General features: G+C 68.3%; 16 protein-coding genes. 11 read left to right on the top strand and 5 right to left on the bottom strand.

Annotated elements, in window-relative coordinates; genetic code table 11:
* The first annotated feature begins 49 nt into the window (after positions 1–49).
* The 11 genes from atpA (at position 50) to QZ772_RS03050 (ending at position 12,598) form a co-directional block, all read left to right on the top strand.
* Entirely contained in the window at positions 50–1,603 is a 1,554-nt protein-coding gene (atpA, locus tag QZ772_RS03100) for a F0F1 ATP synthase subunit alpha (protein WP_017762130.1), read from the top strand.
* A gap of 20 nt (positions 1,604–1,623) precedes the next feature.
* Entirely contained in the window at positions 1,624–2,508 is an 885-nt protein-coding gene (gene atpG, locus QZ772_RS03095; RefSeq protein WP_295522925.1) for a F0F1 ATP synthase subunit gamma, read from the top strand.
* 52 nt (positions 2,509–2,560) lie between these two features.
* A complete protein-coding gene (gene atpD / locus QZ772_RS03090; RefSeq protein WP_295522923.1) occupies positions 2,561–3,967 on the top strand; it encodes a F0F1 ATP synthase subunit beta in 1,407 nt (468 codons plus the stop codon).
* A 14-nt stretch (positions 3,968–3,981) separates the two neighbouring features.
* Positions 3,982–4,401 (top strand): F0F1 ATP synthase subunit epsilon, encoded by a 420-nt coding sequence (locus QZ772_RS03085; RefSeq protein WP_294377223.1) that lies wholly within the window; start codon positions 3,982–3,984, stop codon positions 4,399–4,401.
* 264 nt (positions 4,402–4,665) lie between these two features.
* Positions 4,666–5,835, top strand: coding sequence for an ROK family protein (locus QZ772_RS03080; RefSeq protein ID WP_295523006.1), 1,170 nt, complete (start codon positions 4,666–4,668; stop codon positions 5,833–5,835).
* Positions 5,836–5,857: 22 nt separating this feature from the next.
* Positions 5,858–7,381, top strand: a complete 1,524-nt coding sequence (locus tag QZ772_RS03075) for a sugar ABC transporter ATP-binding protein (RefSeq protein WP_295522920.1) — start codon at positions 5,858–5,860, stop codon at positions 7,379–7,381.
* Positions 7,368–8,396 (top strand): ABC transporter permease, encoded by a 1,029-nt coding sequence (locus tag QZ772_RS03070; RefSeq protein WP_295522918.1) that lies wholly within the window; start codon positions 7,368–7,370, stop codon positions 8,394–8,396. Before QZ772_RS03075 ends, QZ772_RS03070 begins: the two co-directional genes overlap by 14 nt.
* A gap of 150 nt (positions 8,397–8,546) precedes the next feature.
* Complete coding sequence (locus QZ772_RS03065) at positions 8,547–9,509, top strand: substrate-binding domain-containing protein (RefSeq protein WP_295522916.1); 963 nt, start codon at positions 8,547–8,549, stop codon at positions 9,507–9,509.
* Positions 9,510–9,522: 13 nt separating this feature from the next.
* Entirely contained in the window at positions 9,523–10,548 is a 1,026-nt protein-coding gene (locus tag QZ772_RS03060; protein ID WP_295522914.1) for a sugar phosphate isomerase/epimerase, read from the top strand.
* A gap of 77 nt (positions 10,549–10,625) precedes the next feature.
* Entirely contained in the window at positions 10,626–11,753 is a 1,128-nt protein-coding gene (locus QZ772_RS03055; RefSeq protein ID WP_295523003.1) for a Gfo/Idh/MocA family oxidoreductase, read from the top strand.
* A 128-nt stretch (positions 11,754–11,881) separates the two neighbouring features.
* Positions 11,882–12,598, top strand: a complete 717-nt coding sequence (locus QZ772_RS03050; RefSeq protein ID WP_295522912.1) for a DUF3617 family protein — start codon at positions 11,882–11,884, stop codon at positions 12,596–12,598.
* A gap of 114 nt (positions 12,599–12,712) precedes the next feature.
* Here QZ772_RS03050 and hpxZ read toward each other — a convergent pair whose 3' ends face one another.
* From hpxZ to QZ772_RS03025, 5 genes are read right to left on the bottom strand one after another with little or no spacing between them, the layout of a single operon-like run.
* Positions 12,713–13,102, bottom strand: a complete 390-nt coding sequence (hpxZ, locus tag QZ772_RS03045; RefSeq protein WP_295522910.1) for an oxalurate catabolism protein HpxZ — start codon at positions 13,100–13,102, stop codon at positions 12,713–12,715.
* 11 nt (positions 13,103–13,113) lie between these two features.
* Positions 13,114–13,875 carry an ABC transporter permease gene (locus tag QZ772_RS03040; protein WP_295522908.1) on the bottom strand — a complete coding sequence of 254 codons (762 nt, stop codon included), beginning with the start codon at positions 13,873–13,875 and terminating at the stop codon, positions 13,114–13,116.
* Positions 13,872–14,708, bottom strand: coding sequence for an ABC transporter ATP-binding protein (locus QZ772_RS03035; protein ID WP_295522906.1), 837 nt, complete (start codon positions 14,706–14,708; stop codon positions 13,872–13,874). The genes QZ772_RS03040 and QZ772_RS03035 overlap by 4 nt, the downstream gene beginning before the upstream one ends.
* 8 nt (positions 14,709–14,716) lie before the next feature.
* A complete protein-coding gene (locus QZ772_RS03030; RefSeq protein ID WP_295522904.1) occupies positions 14,717–15,703 on the bottom strand; it encodes an ABC transporter substrate-binding protein in 987 nt (328 codons plus the stop codon).
* Entirely contained in the window at positions 15,690–16,226 is a 537-nt protein-coding gene (locus tag QZ772_RS03025) for a glyoxalase (protein ID WP_295522902.1), read from the bottom strand. Before QZ772_RS03025 ends, QZ772_RS03030 begins: the two co-directional genes overlap by 14 nt.
* Positions 16,227–16,242 lie beyond the last annotated feature (16 nt).

The following is a 16,242-nucleotide window of genomic DNA, read 5'->3' as shown; positions in this document are numbered from 1 at the left end:
CCGGCTGGTGGCGCGCGTCCTTACACCCGATTGAAAGAAGGAAAGAGTCATGCAACTCAATCCCGCAGAGATTTCCGAACTGATCAAGAGCCGCATCGAAGGGCTGGGCGTCAGCGCCGACATCCGTAACGAAGGCTCCGTGGTCTCGGTGACCGACGGCATCGTGCGCGTGCACGGCCTGTCCGACGCGATGCAGGGCGAAATGCTGGAGTTCCCGCCCACGCCCGGTGGCCAGCCCACCTACGGCCTGGCGCTGAACCTCGAGCGCGACTCCGTCGGCGCCGTGATTCTGGGCGAGTACGAGCACATCTCCGAAGGCGACACCGTCAAGTGCACGGGCCGCATCCTGGAAGTGCCCGTCGGCCCCGAGCTGATCGGCCGCGTGGTCAACGCGCTGGGCCAGCCCATCGACGGCAAGGGCCCGATCAACGCCAAGCTGACCGACGTGATCGAGAAGGTTGCGCCCGGCGTGATCGCCCGTCAGTCCGTGGACCAGCCGATGCAGACCGGCCTGAAGTCCATCGACGCGATGGTGCCCGTCGGCCGCGGCCAGCGCGAGCTGATCATCGGCGACCGCCAGACCGGCAAGACCGCCGTGGCCATCGACGCGATCATCAACCAGAAGGGTCAGAACATGACCTGCGTCTACGTTGCGATCGGCCAGAAGGCTTCGTCGATCAAGAACGTGGTGCGCGCACTGGAGCAGGCTGGCGCGATGGAATACACCATCGTCGTCGCCGCCTCGTCGTCTGAATCGGCGGCCATGCAGTACGTGTCGGCCTACTCGGGCTGCACGATGGGCGAGTACTTCCGCGACCGCGGCCAGGACGCCCTGATCGTCTATGACGACCTGTCCAAGCAGGCCGTGGCCTACCGCCAGGTGTCGCTGCTGCTGCGCCGCCCGCCGGGCCGCGAAGCCTACCCCGGCGACGTGTTCTACCTGCACAGCCGCCTGCTCGAGCGCGCCGCCCGCGTGAGCGCCGACTACGTCGAAGCCTTCACCAAGGGTGAAGTCAAGGGCAAGACCGGCTCGCTGACCGCACTGCCGATCATCGAGACGCAGGCCGGCGACGTGTCCGCCTTCGTGCCGACCAACGTGATCTCGATCACCGACGGCCAGATCTTCCTGGAAACCAACCTGTTCAACGCCGGCATCCGGCCCGCCATCAACGCGGGTATCTCGGTGTCGCGCGTGGGTTCGGCTGCCCAGACCAAGGTCATCAAGGGCCTGTCCGGCGGTATCCGTACCGACCTGGCGCAGTACCGCGAACTGGCCGCCTTCGCGCAGTTCGCCTCGGATCTGGACGCTTCGACCAAGAAGCAGCTGGACCGCGGCGCCCGCGTGACCGAACTGCTCAAGCAGGCCCAGTACAGCCCGCTGCCCGTGTCGCTGATGGCCGCGTCGCTGTTCGCGGCCAACAAGGGCTTCATGGACGACATCGAGGTCAAGAAGGTTCTGCCCTTCGAGCATGGCCTGCATCAGTTCCTGAAGACCAGCCACGCTGCCCTGATTGACAAGATCGAGCAGACCCGGGCCCTGGACAAGGACGCGGAAGCCGAACTCACGGCCGCGATCACCTCGTTCAAGAAGTCCTTCGCCTGATTCGAGAGGCATAGAGCGCTATGGCAGCCGGCAAGGAAATCCGCGGCAAGATCAAATCGGTGGAGAACACCAAGAAGATCACCAAGGCCATGGAAATGGTGGCCGCGTCCAAGATGCGCAAGGCGCAGGAACGGATGCGCTCCGCGCGTCCGTACAGCGAAAAGATCCGCGCCATTGCGTCCAACCTCAGCCAGGCCAATCCGGAGTACACCCACGCCTTCATGAAGACCAACGACGCCAAGGTCGCTGGCATGATCGTGGTGACGACGGACAAGGGCCTGTGCGGCGGCATGAACACCAACGTGCTTCGTGCCGTCACCAGCAAGCTGCGCGAGCTGCAGTCGGCCGGTGTGTCCACCGAGGCGGTGGCCATCGGCAACAAGGGCCTGGGCTTCCTGACGCGCGTGGGCGCCAAGGTGGTCTCGCAGGCCGTGCAGCTGGGCGACACGCCCCACCTCGAGAAGCTGATCGGCCCCGTCAAGGTGCTGCTGGACGCTTACGCCGAAGGCCGCCTGTCCGCCGTGTACCTGAGCTACACCAAGTTCGTGAACACGATGCGCCAGGAGTCGGTGGTCGAGCAGCTGCTGCCGCTGAAGGCCGAGAGCCTCAAGGGCGGCGAGGGCAGCGCCCCGCAGCATGCCTGGGACTACATCTACGAGCCCGACGCGCAGACCGTCATCGACGACCTGCTGGTGCGCTACGTGGAGTCGCTGGTCTACCAGGCCGTGGCCGAGAACATGGCCTCCGAGCAGTCGGCGCGCATGGTTGCCATGAAGGCGGCCACCGACAACGCGGGTAACCTGATCAACGAGCTGAAGCTGGTCTACAACAAGACCCGCCAGGCCGGCATCACCAAGGAACTGTCGGAAATCGTGTCCGGTGCGGCCGCGGCCACCGGCAACTGATTCCGCCCGATCCGGCATTCAGCAGATTCAAGACAAATTACTGGAGCACAACATGGCTCAGGCTCAAGGAACAATCGTTCAATGTATCGGCGCCGTGGTCGACGTGGAGTTTCCCCGTGACCAGATGCCCAGGGTGTACGACGCCCTCAAGTTCGAAGGCGGCGGACTGACGCTGGAAGTGCAGCAGCAGCTGGGTGACGGCGTGGTGCGCACCATCGCGCTGGGCAGTTCCGACGGCCTGCGCCGCGGCATCACCGTGGTCAACACCGGCGCGCCCATCACGGTGCCCGTCGGCAAGGCCACGCTCGGCCGCATCATGGACGTGCTGGGCAACCCCATCGACGAGCGCGGCCCGGTCTCGCAAGAGCTGACGGCCTCGATCCACCGCAAGGCCCCGGCCTACGACGAACTGTCGCCCTCCACCGAACTGCTCGAAACGGGCATCAAGGTGATCGACCTGGTCTGCCCGTTCGCCAAGGGCGGCAAGGTGGGCCTGTTCGGCGGCGCCGGCGTCGGCAAGACCGTGAACATGATGGAGCTCATCAACAACATCGCCAAGGCCCACAGCGGTCTGTCGGTGTTCGCCGGTGTGGGCGAGCGTACCCGCGAGGGCAACGACTTCTATCACGAGATGTCCGACTCCAAGGTCGTGGTTCAGGAGAACCTGTCCGAGTCGAAGGTGGCCATGGTCTACGGCCAGATGAACGAGCCCCCGGGCAACCGTCTGCGCGTGGCCCTGACCGGTCTGACCATCGCCGAGTCCTTCCGCGACGAAGGCCGCGACGTGCTGTTCTTCGTGGACAACATCTACCGCTACACCCTGGCCGGTACCGAAGTGTCCGCCCTGCTGGGCCGTATGCCTTCCGCCGTGGGCTACCAGCCGACGCTGGCCGAGGAAATGGGCCGCCTGCAGGAGCGCATCACGTCGACCAAGGTCGGCTCGATCACCTCGATCCAGGCCGTGTACGTGCCGGCCGATGACTTGACCGACCCGTCGCCTGCCACCACCTTCGCCCACTTGGACTCCACCGTGGTGCTCTCGCGCGACATCGCGTCGCTCGGTATCTACCCCGCCGTGGACCCGCTGGACTCGACCTCGCGCCAGCTGGACCCGAACGTCGTCGGCGAAGAGCACTACGGTGTGGCCCGCGCCGTGCAGGGCACGCTGCAGCGCTACAAGGAACTGCGCGACATCATCGCCATCCTGGGCATGGACGAACTGGCCCCCGAGGACAAGCTGGCCGTGGCCCGTGCCCGGAAGATCCAGCGTTTCCTGTCGCAGCCCTTCCACGTGGCCGAAGTGTTCACCGGCGCGCCCGGCAAGTACGTGCCGCTGTCGGAAACCATCCGCGGCTTCAAGATGATCACCAATGGTGAGTGCGACCACCTGCCCGAGCAGGCCTTCTACATGGTCGGCACCATCGACGAGGCCTTCGAGAAGGCCAAGAAGCTCGGCTGATCGGCGCACCATCCATGGCAAACACCATTCACGTCGACGTCGTCAGCGCCGAGGAGTCCATCTTCTCGGGCGAGGCGAAGTTCGTCGCGCTGCCCGGCGAAGCCGGTGAGCTCGGCATCTTCCCGCGCCACACGCCGCTGATCACGCGTATCCGTCCTGGTGCCGTGCGCATCGAGACGGCCGACGGTGGCGAGGAGTTCGTGTTCGTGGCCGGTGGCATCCTCGAAGTGCAGCCCGACTGCGTGACCGTGCTGTCCGACACCGCCATCCGCGGCAAGGACCTGGACGACGAGAAGGCCGCCGCTGCCAAGAGCGCCGCCGAGGAAGCCCTCAAGAACGCCAAGAGCGAGATCGACATCGCCATGGCCCAGTCCGAGCTGGCCGTGATGGCCGCCCAGCTGGCCGCGCTGCGCAAGTACCGCCAGAAGAAGTAAGGCCTTGCGGCATCCCGCCGCGCCTTTGCCTCCGCAGAAGAGCCAGTCAGTTCGCTGACTGGCTTTTTTCTTTTGGCTTGCCAACGCATGAAGCCAAGAGACGTGCGTCGGCCACTTCTGCCGATTTCTGGCCAAAGTTCGGCCTTGTCTGTCCAAAGTCGGCCGCCTAGCATCCGTGCCACTTTGCCATTCGGTCAAGATTGGCAACACAAAGCACGGAGACAACGCCGCATGGCGCCCTGGAACGGCCTTTCTGCCGCAGAGCTGGATCTGCTCTCGACCCTCTTCTGGTCGGCGGGCGGCTCGCGCCATGGCATGGCCGAGCGGCTGGGCTTCTCCCGCAGCCGCGCCAATACGCTGATCGCCGGCCTGATCGAGCAGGGCCTGCTGGCCGAGGCCGGTCCGCGCGCCTCGACCGGCGGACGCCGCCCCGAGCAGTTGCAGCTGCCGGCGGAACTGGGCGTGCTGCTGGCGGTGGACATCGGGGCCACCAGCCTCGACGTCGCCGTGATGCAGCCCGACCTGACGGTGCTCGCGCGGCACGCCGAGACCATCGATGTGCGCGAAGGCCCGGGCGTGGTGCTGGCCCGCGTGCGCCACCGCCTGCGCGAGTTGCTTCAGGCGCTCGGCATTCCCGCGCGGCGGGTGCTGGGCATCGGCATGGGCGTGCCCGGGCCGGTCAACTTCGAGGCCGGCCAGCTCGTCAATCCGCCGCTGATGCCGGGCTGGGACAGCTTCTCCATCCGCGACTACCTGCGCGAGGACTACGCGGCGCCTGTCTTCGTGGACAACGACGTCAACCTGATGGCGCTGGGCGAGCTGTGGCGGCTGCAGCGCGGGCTGTCCAACTTCCTGGTGATCAAGGTGGGCACCGGCATCGGCTGCGGCATCGTGTGCCACGGCGAGGTCTACCGCGGCGCGGCCGGCTCGGCCGGCGACGTGGGCCACATCTGCGTGGACCAGCAGGGGCCGCGCTGCCACTGCGGCAACGTGGGCTGCGTCGAGGCCATGGCGGCCGGTCCGGCCATCGTGCGCATGGCGCAGGCGGCCGCGGAGCGCGGCGAGTCGCCCGCGCTGGCGGCCGTGCTGCGCACCCAGGGCCGCATCGAAGCCATCGACGTGGGCCACGCCAGCCGCGCAGGCGACGTGGCCGCCAACGCCATCATCCAGCGCGCCGGCAGCCTGATCGGGCAGATGCTGGCCTCGGTGGTGAACTTCTTCAATCCCTCGCATGTGTTCATCGGCGGCGGCATCACGCAGATCGGTCCGCTGTTCCTGGCGGCCGTGCGGCAGAGCGTCTACCAACGCTCGCTGGCCCTGTCGACGCGGCACCTGGAGATCCAGTACACGCCCCTGGGCGCCGATTCGGGCGTGACCGGCGCCGGCGTGCTGGCCATGCATGAGACGCTGCGCGCCCGCGGCGTCGCACCTTGAGCCGGAGCGCGCGATGGCGGCCATGACCTCCCCCTCCACGGCAGCGACGCCCGGCGTCGCCGTCGAGTTCGACGGCATCACCAAGGCCTTCGGCCCGGTTCAGGTGCTGCACGGCGTGAGCTTCGCACTGCCGCCGGGCCGGGTGGTCGGCCTGCTGGGCGAGAACGGCGCCGGCAAGTCCACGCTGATGAAGATCCTGGCCGGCTACGAAAGCGCCAGCGGCGGCGTGCTGCGCATCAACGGCCAGCCGCAGGCCTTCCGCAGCTCGCGCGATGCCGAGGCGCTGGGCGTCGTGCTGATCCACCAGGAATTCAACCTGGCCGAAGACCTGAGCGTGGCCGACAACATCTTCCTGGGCCACGAAAAGAAGAAGGGCCCGTTCCTCGACGAGCGCGCCATGCAGGCCGAGGCCGCTGCGGCGCTGGCCCAGGTGGGCCTGCAGGTCGATCCGGCCACCAAGGTGCGGCGCCTGATCGTGGCGGAGAAGCAGCTGGTCGAGATCGCCAAGGCCATCGCGCGGCGCGCCCGGCTGCTGATCATGGACGAGCCCACCGCCACGCTCACGCCGGGCGAGACGGAGCGCCTGTTCCGCCTCATCGCGCAACTGCGGGCCGACGGCGTGACCATCGTCTACATCTCGCACAAGCTGGACGAAGTGGAGCGCGTGACCGACGAGGTTGTCGTGATGCGCGACGGCCGCTTCGTCACGCGCGCGGCCACGGCCGAGGTCACGCGCCACCAGATGGCCAACCTGATGGTCGGCCGTGAGATCGCCGACCTCTATCCGCCGCGCGAGCCGGTGCCGGCCGGCCGCGCACCTGCGCTGCGCGTGCAGGGCTTCGAGGTGCCCGGCTGGGCGCAGCAGGCCAGCTTCGAGGTGCGGCCGGGCGAGATCCTCGGCTTCGCCGGCTTGGTGGGTGCCGGGCGCACCGAGCTCTTCGAAGGCCTGCTGGGCCTGCGCCCGGGGCGCGGCCAGGTCGAGCTGGCGGGCCGCGCGGTGCAGCTGCGCTCGCCGCGCGACGCCGCCCGCCACGGCCTCACCTACCTCAGCGAGGACCGCAAGGGCAAGGGGCTGCACGTGGCCTTCGGCCTGCGGCAGAACCTCACGCTGATGGCGCTGGACCAGTACGCGCGGCCCTGGCTGAGGCCCGATGCCGAGCGCGCCGCGCTCGACACCGCCGTGAAGGACTACGGCATCCGCACCGGCTCGCTGGACGTGCGCGCCTCGTCGCTCTCCGGCGGCAACCAGCAGAAGCTGGCGCTGGCCAAGGTGCTGCAGCCGCATCCGAAGGTGGTGGTGCTCGACGAACCCACGCGCGGCGTGGACGTGGGCGCCAAGCGCGACATCTACTTTCTCGTGCAGCGCCTGGCGCGCGAAGGCCTGGCCGTCATCGTCATCTCGTCTGAGCTGATGGAACTCATCGGCCTCGCACACCGCGTGGCCGTCATGCGCGCGGGCCGTATCGTCGCCACGCTGCCGGCCGACGGCCTCACCGAAGAACAGCTTATCGCCCATGCCACGGGAACAACCCATGTCGACGCCTGACACCGCTTCCTCCACCGCCGCGGCCGAAGGGGCACAGCACCGCGCCGCCGCCCGGCCGGGCTGGGCCGAACGCCTGCACGGCCTGGGCCCCATCATCGGCCTGGTGCTGCTGTGCATCGCGGGGGCCGCACTCAACAGCGACTTCGCGACCGTGGACAACGCCATGAACGTGCTCACGCGCACGGCCTTCATCGGCATCATCGCGGTGGGCATGTGCTTCGTGATCATCTCGGGCGGCATCGACCTGTCGGTGGGCTCGATGGCGGCGCTGATCGCGGGCAGCGTGATCATGTTCATCAACTGGGCGGGGCCGGCCACCGGCTCGCCGCTGCTGGCCGTGGTACTGGGCGCGGGCCTGGCGGTGGTGCTGGGCGCGATGTTCGGCCTGGCGCACGGGCTGCTCATCACCAAGGGCCGCATCGAGCCCTTCATCGTCACCCTGGGCACGCTGGGCATCTTCCGCGCCTACCTCACCTACTTCGCCGACGGAGGGGCGCTCACGCTCGACAACGACCTGTCGGACCTGTACGCGCCGGTCTACTACGCGAGCCTGCTGGGCATTCCAGTGCCGGTGTGGGTGTTCGTGGCGGTGGCGGCGGTGGGCGGCGTGATCCTCAACCGCACGGCCTATGGGCGCTACGTGCAGGCCATCGGCTCCAACGAGCAGGTGGCGCGCTATGCGGCCGTGGACGTGGACCGCGTGAAGATCTTCACCTACATGCTGCTGGGTGTGTGCGTGGGCATCGCCACGCTGCTGTACGTGCCGCGTCTGGGCTCGGCCTCGCCCACCACCGGCCTGCTCTGGGAGCTGGAGGCCATCGCCGCCGTGATCGTCGGTGGCACCGCGCTCAAGGGCGGCGCGGGCAGCATCGCCGGCACGGTGGTGGGGGCGATCCTGCTCTCGGTCATCAGCAACATCCTCAACCTCACCAGCATCATCAGCGTGTACCTCAACGCGGCGGTGCAGGGCTTCGTGATCATCGTGGTGGCCTTTCTGCAGAGGGGGCGGCGATGAACGCCTTCTCCCAGCCGTTCGGGCAGCGCGCCTCTCTCCCACCGTTCGGGCTGAGCCTGTCGAAGCCGGGTGCCGGCGCTCCGACAGGCTCGGCGCGAACGGATGTTTTCGTGTGCCAGTGACCTTCCATCCAACCCAGGAGACAACCCCATGACCTTCGTCACCCGCCGCCTCGCGCTCACCGCCGTGGCCTCCGCCGCCTTCGCCAGCGTGCCCGCGCTGGCCGCCGAGAAAGTGAACCTCGGCGTGTCCATCCCGGCCGCCACCCACAGCTTCATGGGCGGCATCAACTACTGGGCCAACCAGGCCAAGAAGGACCTGGAGAAGCAGTACAAGGACCTGAAGATCACCATCAAGACGGCTGCCAACGCGCCCGAGCAGGCCAACCAGCTGCAGGATCTGAGCACCGTCACCAAGATCAACGCGCTGGTCGTCTTCCCCTTCGAGTCGGCCGCGCTGACCAAGCCGGTGGCGCAGGTCAAGGCCAAGGGCGCCTACGTCACGGTGGTGGACCGCGGCCTCACCGACACCAGCGCGCAGGACGCCTACGTGGCCGGTGACAACACCGCCTTCGGCAAGATCCCCGCCGAGTACATCGCCAAGAAGCTGAACGGCAAGGGCAACGTGGTGGCGCTGCGCGGCATCGCGACCACACTGGACAACGAGCGCATGGATGCCTTCAACGCCGTGCTCAAGAACTACCCGGACATCAAGCTGCTGGACGCCAAGTACGCCAACTGGAACCGCGACGATGCCTTCAAGGTGACGCAGGACTACCTCACGCGCTTCAAGGAAATCGACGCCATCTGGGCCGCCGACGACGACATGGCCGTGGGCGTGCTCAAGGCCATCGAGCAGGCCAAGCGCAACGACATCAAGATCGTCTTCGGCGGCGCCGGGGCCAAGGGCATGGTCAAGACCATCCTCGACAACAAGGACCCGCGCATCCAGGCCGACGTGAGCTACTCGCCCAAGTTCATCTACGACGCGATCAAGCTCACGGCCGAGGCGCGCCTGAAGGGCGAGAAGCTGCCGGCGACCACGATCATTCCTTCGGTGTTGATCACGAAGGACAACGCCAAGGACTTCTACCACCCCGACTCCCCGTTCTGACGGAGGACGGTCCATGCCGCGCCCCATCACCCTCTTCACCGGCCAGTGGGCCGACCTGCCGCTGACCGAACTGGCGCCGCTGGCCCGGCGCATGGGCTATGACGGCCTGGAGCTGGCCTGCTGGGGCGACCACTTCGACGTGCAGCAGGCCCTGGCCTCCGACACCTATGTGCGCGACAAGTGGGCGCTGCTGCGCGAGCATGGCCTCACCTGCCTGGCCATCGGCAACCACCTGGTGGGCCAGGCGGTGTGCGACCTCATCGACGAGCGGCACCGCGCCATCCTGCCCGCCCATGTGTGGGGCGACGGCGAGCCGGAAGGCGTGCGCCAGCGCGCCGCTCGCGAACTGGCTGACACGGCGCGCGCCGCGGCGAAATTCGGCGTCAAGACCGTCACCGGCTTCACCGGCTCGTCGATCTGGCACGCCACCTATGCCTTCCCCCCGACGACGCAGGCCTACTGGGATGCGGGTTTCGCGGACTTCGGGCGGCGCTTCGGGCCCATCCTGGACACCTTCGAGCAGCAGGACGTGAACTTCGCGCTCGAGGTGCATCCCACCGAGATCGCTTTCGACATCGCCTCGGCCGAGCGGGCCGTCGCCGCCGTGGGCGGCCACCGGCGCTTCGGCTTCAACTACGACCCCAGCCACCTGGCCTACCAGGGCGTGGACTACGTGCGCTTCATCCGCGGCTTTGCCGACCGCATCTACAACGCCCACATGAAGGACGTGTGGTGGGGCAGGGGCGATGGCAGCGTGGGCGTCTTCGGCGGCCACACCAGCTTCGGGGACGCGCGCCGCTTCTGGGACTTCCGCAGTGTGGGCCGCGGTATGGTGGACTTCGAATCCATCATCGTGGCGCTCAACGACATCGGCTATGCCGGCCCGCTCTCGGTGGAGTGGGAGGACAGCCGCATGGACCGCGTGCATGGCGCCACCGAAAGCGCCGCCTTCTGCCGCCGGCTGGACTTTCCGCCCGCGGCCGGTGCCTTCGATGCCGCCTTCGACAAGGCCGCCCAGGGCGGCATGGCAGGCACATGAGCGAACACACCGAGGCACGGCCCACAGCCATGGACAGCGCAGACGCGCCCCAGGCCACCCGCAAGCTGCGCTATGCCATGGTCGGCGGCGGCCAGGGCGCCTTCATCGGCGCCGTGCACCGCCAGGCCCTGGCGCTGGACAGCCAGGCCGAGCTGGTGGCTGGCGCCCTGTCCTCCACGCCCGAGCGCGCGCGCGCCTCGGGGCGCGAACTGGGCCTGGCCGATGCGCGCAACCATGCCGACTGGCAGTCGCTGCTTCAGGATGAGCTACGCCGCAGCGCCGACGAGCGCATCGACTTCGTCACCATCGTCACGCCCAACCACCTGCACCACGAGGTCGCACGCGCCTTCGCCGAGGCCGGCATCCATGTGGTGTGCGACAAGCCGCTGGTCCACACCAGCGAGCAGGCGCAGGATCTCGTGAGCACGGTGGCACGCAGCGGCAGCGTCTTCGGCGTGACCTACAACTACAGCGGCTATCCCATGGTGCGCGAGGCTCGCGATATGGTGGCCGCTGGCGCCATCGGCGAGGTGCGCAAGGTGGTGGTCGACTACCACCAGGGCTGGCTGGCCACGCGCCTCGAAGGCGGCGACAACAAGCAGGCCGGCTGGCGCACCGACCCGGCACGCAGCGGTGCGGCCGGTGCATTGGGCGACATCGGCTCGCATGCCGAGAACCTCGTGGCCACCGTCACCGGCCTGGAACTGGACAGCCTGTGCGCCGACCTGTCGGCGCTGGTGCCCGGCCGTCGGCTGGACGACGACGCCAGCCTGCTGCTGCGCTTCAAGGGCGGCGCGCGTGGCGTGCTCGTGGCCTCGCAGATCGCGGTGGGCTGCGAGAACGACCTGCGCCTGCGCGTCTTCGGCACCACCGGCACGCTGGACTGGCGGCAGGAGCAGCCCGAGTTGCTGGTGCATTCACCGCTGGACGGCCCGCGGCGGCTGCTGACGCGCGGCTCGCCGTGGCTGGGCGCTTCTGCGCGCCTGGCCACGCGGCTGCCGGCCGGCCACCCGGAGGGCTTCATCGAGGCCTTCGCGAATGTCTACCTGGGCGTGATCGCGCACATCCGCGCGCTGCAGCAGGGCGTGGCGCCCGATCCGCTGCGGGCCGACTACCCCACCCTGGCCGATGGCGCGCGCGGCGTGCGCTTCATCGAGAAGGCGGTGGAGAGCGCAGCCAGCGCGCAGAAGTGGACGGCGTTCTGAGCGGGATCACGGCGGAGCTCGGCGGGCTGGCTCGACCTTCGACCTAGTACGCGCGCGATATTCGCAGCGGCGGCGCGGGCCACTACAACCGCGGCAGGCGGAACGCCCCCACCCGCCGAGGAGCCGTCATGTCCGCATTCCGTCCCTTCCGTCCCTTCCGTCCCTTCCGTCCCTTCCGCACCGCCCGCATCACCATCGCCCTCGCGCTGCTCGCCGAGACCGCCGCCGTGTTCGCCGGCCCAGCTTTCCCGCGCCGCAAGGACGGCTTGTGGGAGATGCGCGTGGAAACCTCCGCCAAGGGCCAGCCGATGACCCTGCAGCAGTGCGCCGATGCGGCCACCGACCGACTGCTGCAGGAGCAGGGTGCGAGTCGTCAGGCCGAGGCGCGCAAGCCCACGAACTGCCAGGAGGACATGCGCAGCGAGGTGGGCCGCGTGCTGACGCACAAGGAGGTCTGCAAGCTGCCCGACACCACGATGACGCGGCTGACCGTCGTCACCGGCGACATGAACAGCAGCTACCGCGTGAGCTCCCACACCACCTATGCCCCGCCCCGAGCCAAACAGGACGAGAGCGACATGACGATGGAGGCGCAATGGAAGGGCGCCTGCCCCGCCGGCATGCGGCCCGGCGACATGGTGCTGCCCGGCGGCATGAAGATGAACGTCGTCGACATGCAGCGCATGACGGCGCCGATGGGCGCCGCCGCGGCCGCGGGCCGGGCGCCGACGCAGGCCGAGATCCAGCGCATGATGGGCCAGATGCAGCAGTCCATGTCGCCCGAGGACATGCGTCGCATGGCGGCGGAGATGCAGAAGGCGATGGCGGCTGGGGGCGGAAAGTAGTGGCTCGGCGTCATCACAGCCGTTCGCGCTGAGCTTGTCGAAGCGCTGCGCAAGGCTTCGACAAGCTCAGCCCGAACGGGGATGGGGCGATCAGCCCATCAGCCCATCAGCCCATCAGCCCATCAGGCTCACATGGGCCGCCACCACCTTCCAGCCCTCGGGCAGGCGCACCCAGGTCTGGCTCTGGCGGCCGATGCGGGTGCTGCCGGTGCGGCGGAACTCCACGTTGGCGACGGCGAAATCGCGGCCGAAGGTGGTGACCGAGCGGGCGGTGATCTCGCGCTCCAGGTTGTTGGCCGGGCGGCCCTGGCGGAAGGCCTGGATCGCGGCGTAGCCATAGAGGTTCTCGGTGGCGCCGTAGCGCAGCGTGTGTTCCGAGTCCCAGAACAGCTGATCGAGCACCGGCACGTCGTTGGTCGTCAGGGCGCGCTCGTACTCGTCGAACACCGCGTTCACCTCGGCCAGCACGTCCGGCAGGTTGATCTCGTTCATGGACACAGTCATGGGGTCGTCTCTTACTTTCCGCCCCAGTGCACGAAGCGCCGCTCCGCCACCAGGAAGATGAGGTTCATCACGTAGCCCAGCAGGCCCGCCGCGAAGATCGAAGCGTACATGTCGGGCATGTCGAAGATGGTCTGGGCATTCATGATGCGCTGGCCCAGGCCGTCGGTGGAGCCGATGAACATCTCGGCCACGATCACGATCACCAGCGCGATGGACACACCCGAGCGCATGCCCACGAAGACCTGCGGCATGGATTCGAGCAGCGTCACGTCGGTCAGCACCCGCCAGCGCGGCGCGCCCATCACGCGGGCGGCCAGCTGCCGCTGCTTGCGCGCGCTCATCACGCCGTAGGCCACGTTGAACAGGATGGCCAGCGCCGCGCCGAAGGCGGCCACGGCGATCTTGGTCTTCTCGCCCACGCCGAACAGCACCAGGAAGAGCGGGAACATGGCCGAGGCCGGCGTCGAGCGGAAGAAGTCGATGGCGAACTCGATGCCTTCGTAGATCTTCTCGTTGGCCCCCAGGATCACGCCCAGCGGCACGGCCACCGCCAGCGCGATGACGAAGGAGACCAGTGTGCGCACGATGGTCTTCTCGAAGTCGCCCCACAGCGTGCCGCCCGAGAGCCCCTTCCAGAAGGCCTGCAGCGCCTCGCCGGGCGAGGGCAGCAGCACCGGGTCCACCGCCTTGGTGGCATGGGCGAAGGCCCACAGCGCGATGATCAGGGCCATGCCCCACAGCGGCCGCAGGCGTGCAGCGATCGGCGTCTTCATTTGCGCACCTCGCGTTGGAAGATCTCCAGCGCCCGCGTCTTCACGTCGATGAACTCCGGCGAGACGGTGGTGGCCGCCGTGCGCGGGCGCGGCACGTCGAAGGGCAGGTTGTCGGCCACCTGCGTGGGCCGCTTGGTCAGCAGCAGCACATGGTCGGCCAGCAGCACGGCCTCGTCCAGGTCGTGGGAGACGAGCAGCGTCGTCACCTTGCGCCCCACCAGCACCCTCTGCAGCCGCTCGCGCAAAAACATGACCATCTCGTAGTCCAGCGCGGAGAAGGGCTCATCGAGGAAGAGCACCTCCGGCTCCACCACCAGCGCCCGCATGATCGACACCAGCTGCTGCTGGCCGCCGGACATCTGATAGGGGTAGCGCGACAGGTCCAGCTTGACGTCGAACTCGGCCATCAGCCGGTCCATGCGCGCCTCGCGCTCGGCCTTCGACAGGCCCAGGTACTGCAGCGGGTAGCGGATGTTGTCGATGGCCCGCATCCACGGGAACACCGCCTCGCGGTAGTTCTGGAAGACGTAGCCGATGCGCGTCTCGCGCGCCGTCTTGCCCTCGAACAGGATCTGGCCGCCGTCGTGCGGCAGGATGCCCGCGATCATGTTGATCAGCGTGCTCTTGCCGCAGCCGTTGGGGCCGAAGACCGAGGTGATCCTGCCGTGCGGGATGTCGAGGTCGAAGTTCTCGTACACCGCCGCATCGCCGAAGCGCTTGGTCAGCCCGCGGATGGTGATGTGCGTGCCGGGCGCGAACCAGCGGTGGCCCGCGGCGGCGCTGGTCGCGTCGGCGTCGGTGGGGGGCGCAGTGCGCGGCGGGGAGACGTCCATGGCCCGCATCACAGCGCCTTGACCACGGCCTTGCCGTCGATCCTGTCCTTGATCACGCCCAGCTCGGTGCCGATGTCCAGGAATTTCTGGAAGTCGGCCACGTCGGCCGGCGACAGGTCGCCCGTCATCACGATGCGCGGCAGCGGCACGGTGGCGGCCAGCTCGGGCGGCACCTTCATGCCCTGGATCAGGTAGCCGCGGGTGCTGGTGTCGGTCTGCGCGGCCTTCACGCCGCGCGCCCACACGGCGGCGAAGCGCTTGGCGACCTCGGGCCGCTCGGCGATGAACTTGTCGGACAGCACGGCCCCGGCAGCGAAGGCCGAGGCCTCCTTGCGGCCCAGCAGGTAGGTGGCGATCACGCCCGTCTCCACGCGCCGGCCCACGCCCTGCGCCACCATGATGGTGGCCGAGGGCTCCAGCGTGTAGCCGCCGTCGAAGTTGCCCGACTGCAGCGCGCCGACGTGCACGCCGATCTGCTGCTCCTGGATGGTGAAGTCCTTGCCTTCGACCAGACCCACCTTCTTGAGCACCGCGCGCGCCGCGCCGATGTTGGCCGGGCCGGGCGCCGAGAAGAGCTTGAACCCGTTCTTGAAGTCCTTGAGCGACTTGGCCGGGCTGGAGGCCTTGACCACGAACTGCTCGATCACATGCTGGCTGTTCTGGCCATTGAGCGAGATGTACTTGAGCGTGCCGGGCCGGCGCGACTCCATGTTGGCGCCTTCCAGCGTCACCAGGTTGGCGGCGCCGTCGATGTTGCCCGAGACGATGGCCTGCACCGTGAGCGGATGGCTGGTCATCGGCACCTCTTCCACCTCCAGACCGGCCTCCTTGAACCAGCCGCGGTTCTGGGCGATGTAGAAGGGCAGCGCGGCGCTGGACGGGAAGACGCCGAACTTGATCTTGTCGGCCGCATGGGCGACGCCCGCGAAGGGCAGGGCCAGTGCCAATGCGGCGGTGGCGCGTGCGGCAAGCCGCAGGAAGTCAGTGCGAAGCATGGGCGGGTTCTCCGGAGGGTGTGTTCAGGGAAAGGGTGGGATAGGTGGCGGTGTCGAAGAAGGATTCGCCGGCGCGGTAGACGCGGCCGGGCGACATGTCGGGCGGCGCGCCGGTTTCGACGGCGCCCTCGAAGGTCAACTCCAGCTGCACGCCGCTGGGGTCGTAGACGAAGAGCTGCCACAGCGTGGTGCCGGGCACCAAGAACTCGCGCCAGGCGAGCCCTGCGGCGCGGAAGCGCGCGATGTAGGCGTGGTAGCCGCTGCAGGCCAGCGACACATGGTCGATGGCGGCCGTGCCCTGCGGCACGCTGGCCTGGCCGCCCAGGGCCGGGCCGCCGGCATAGACGTGGATGATGGCCTGCCCGCCCGGCTGGCCGCAGGCGAGCCAGGCGCCGGGGTAGCCGAAGTCGGGCCGGGGTACTTCACGCAGACCGATCACGCCGATCCAGAAGGCGCTCGTGGCAGCCAGGTCGGCGGTCTTGATGGCCAGGTGGAAGAGGCCGTGGGTGAGAGCGTTGTTCATGGGGTGGTGCGTTGCA

It is taken from the genome of uncultured Pseudacidovorax sp. (assembly GCF_913773995.1).
Classification (GTDB): domain Bacteria; phylum Pseudomonadota; class Gammaproteobacteria; order Burkholderiales; family Burkholderiaceae_C; genus Xenophilus.
Note: the sequence above shows the minus strand (reverse complement) of the source record. Positions and strands in the feature narration are given on the sequence as shown.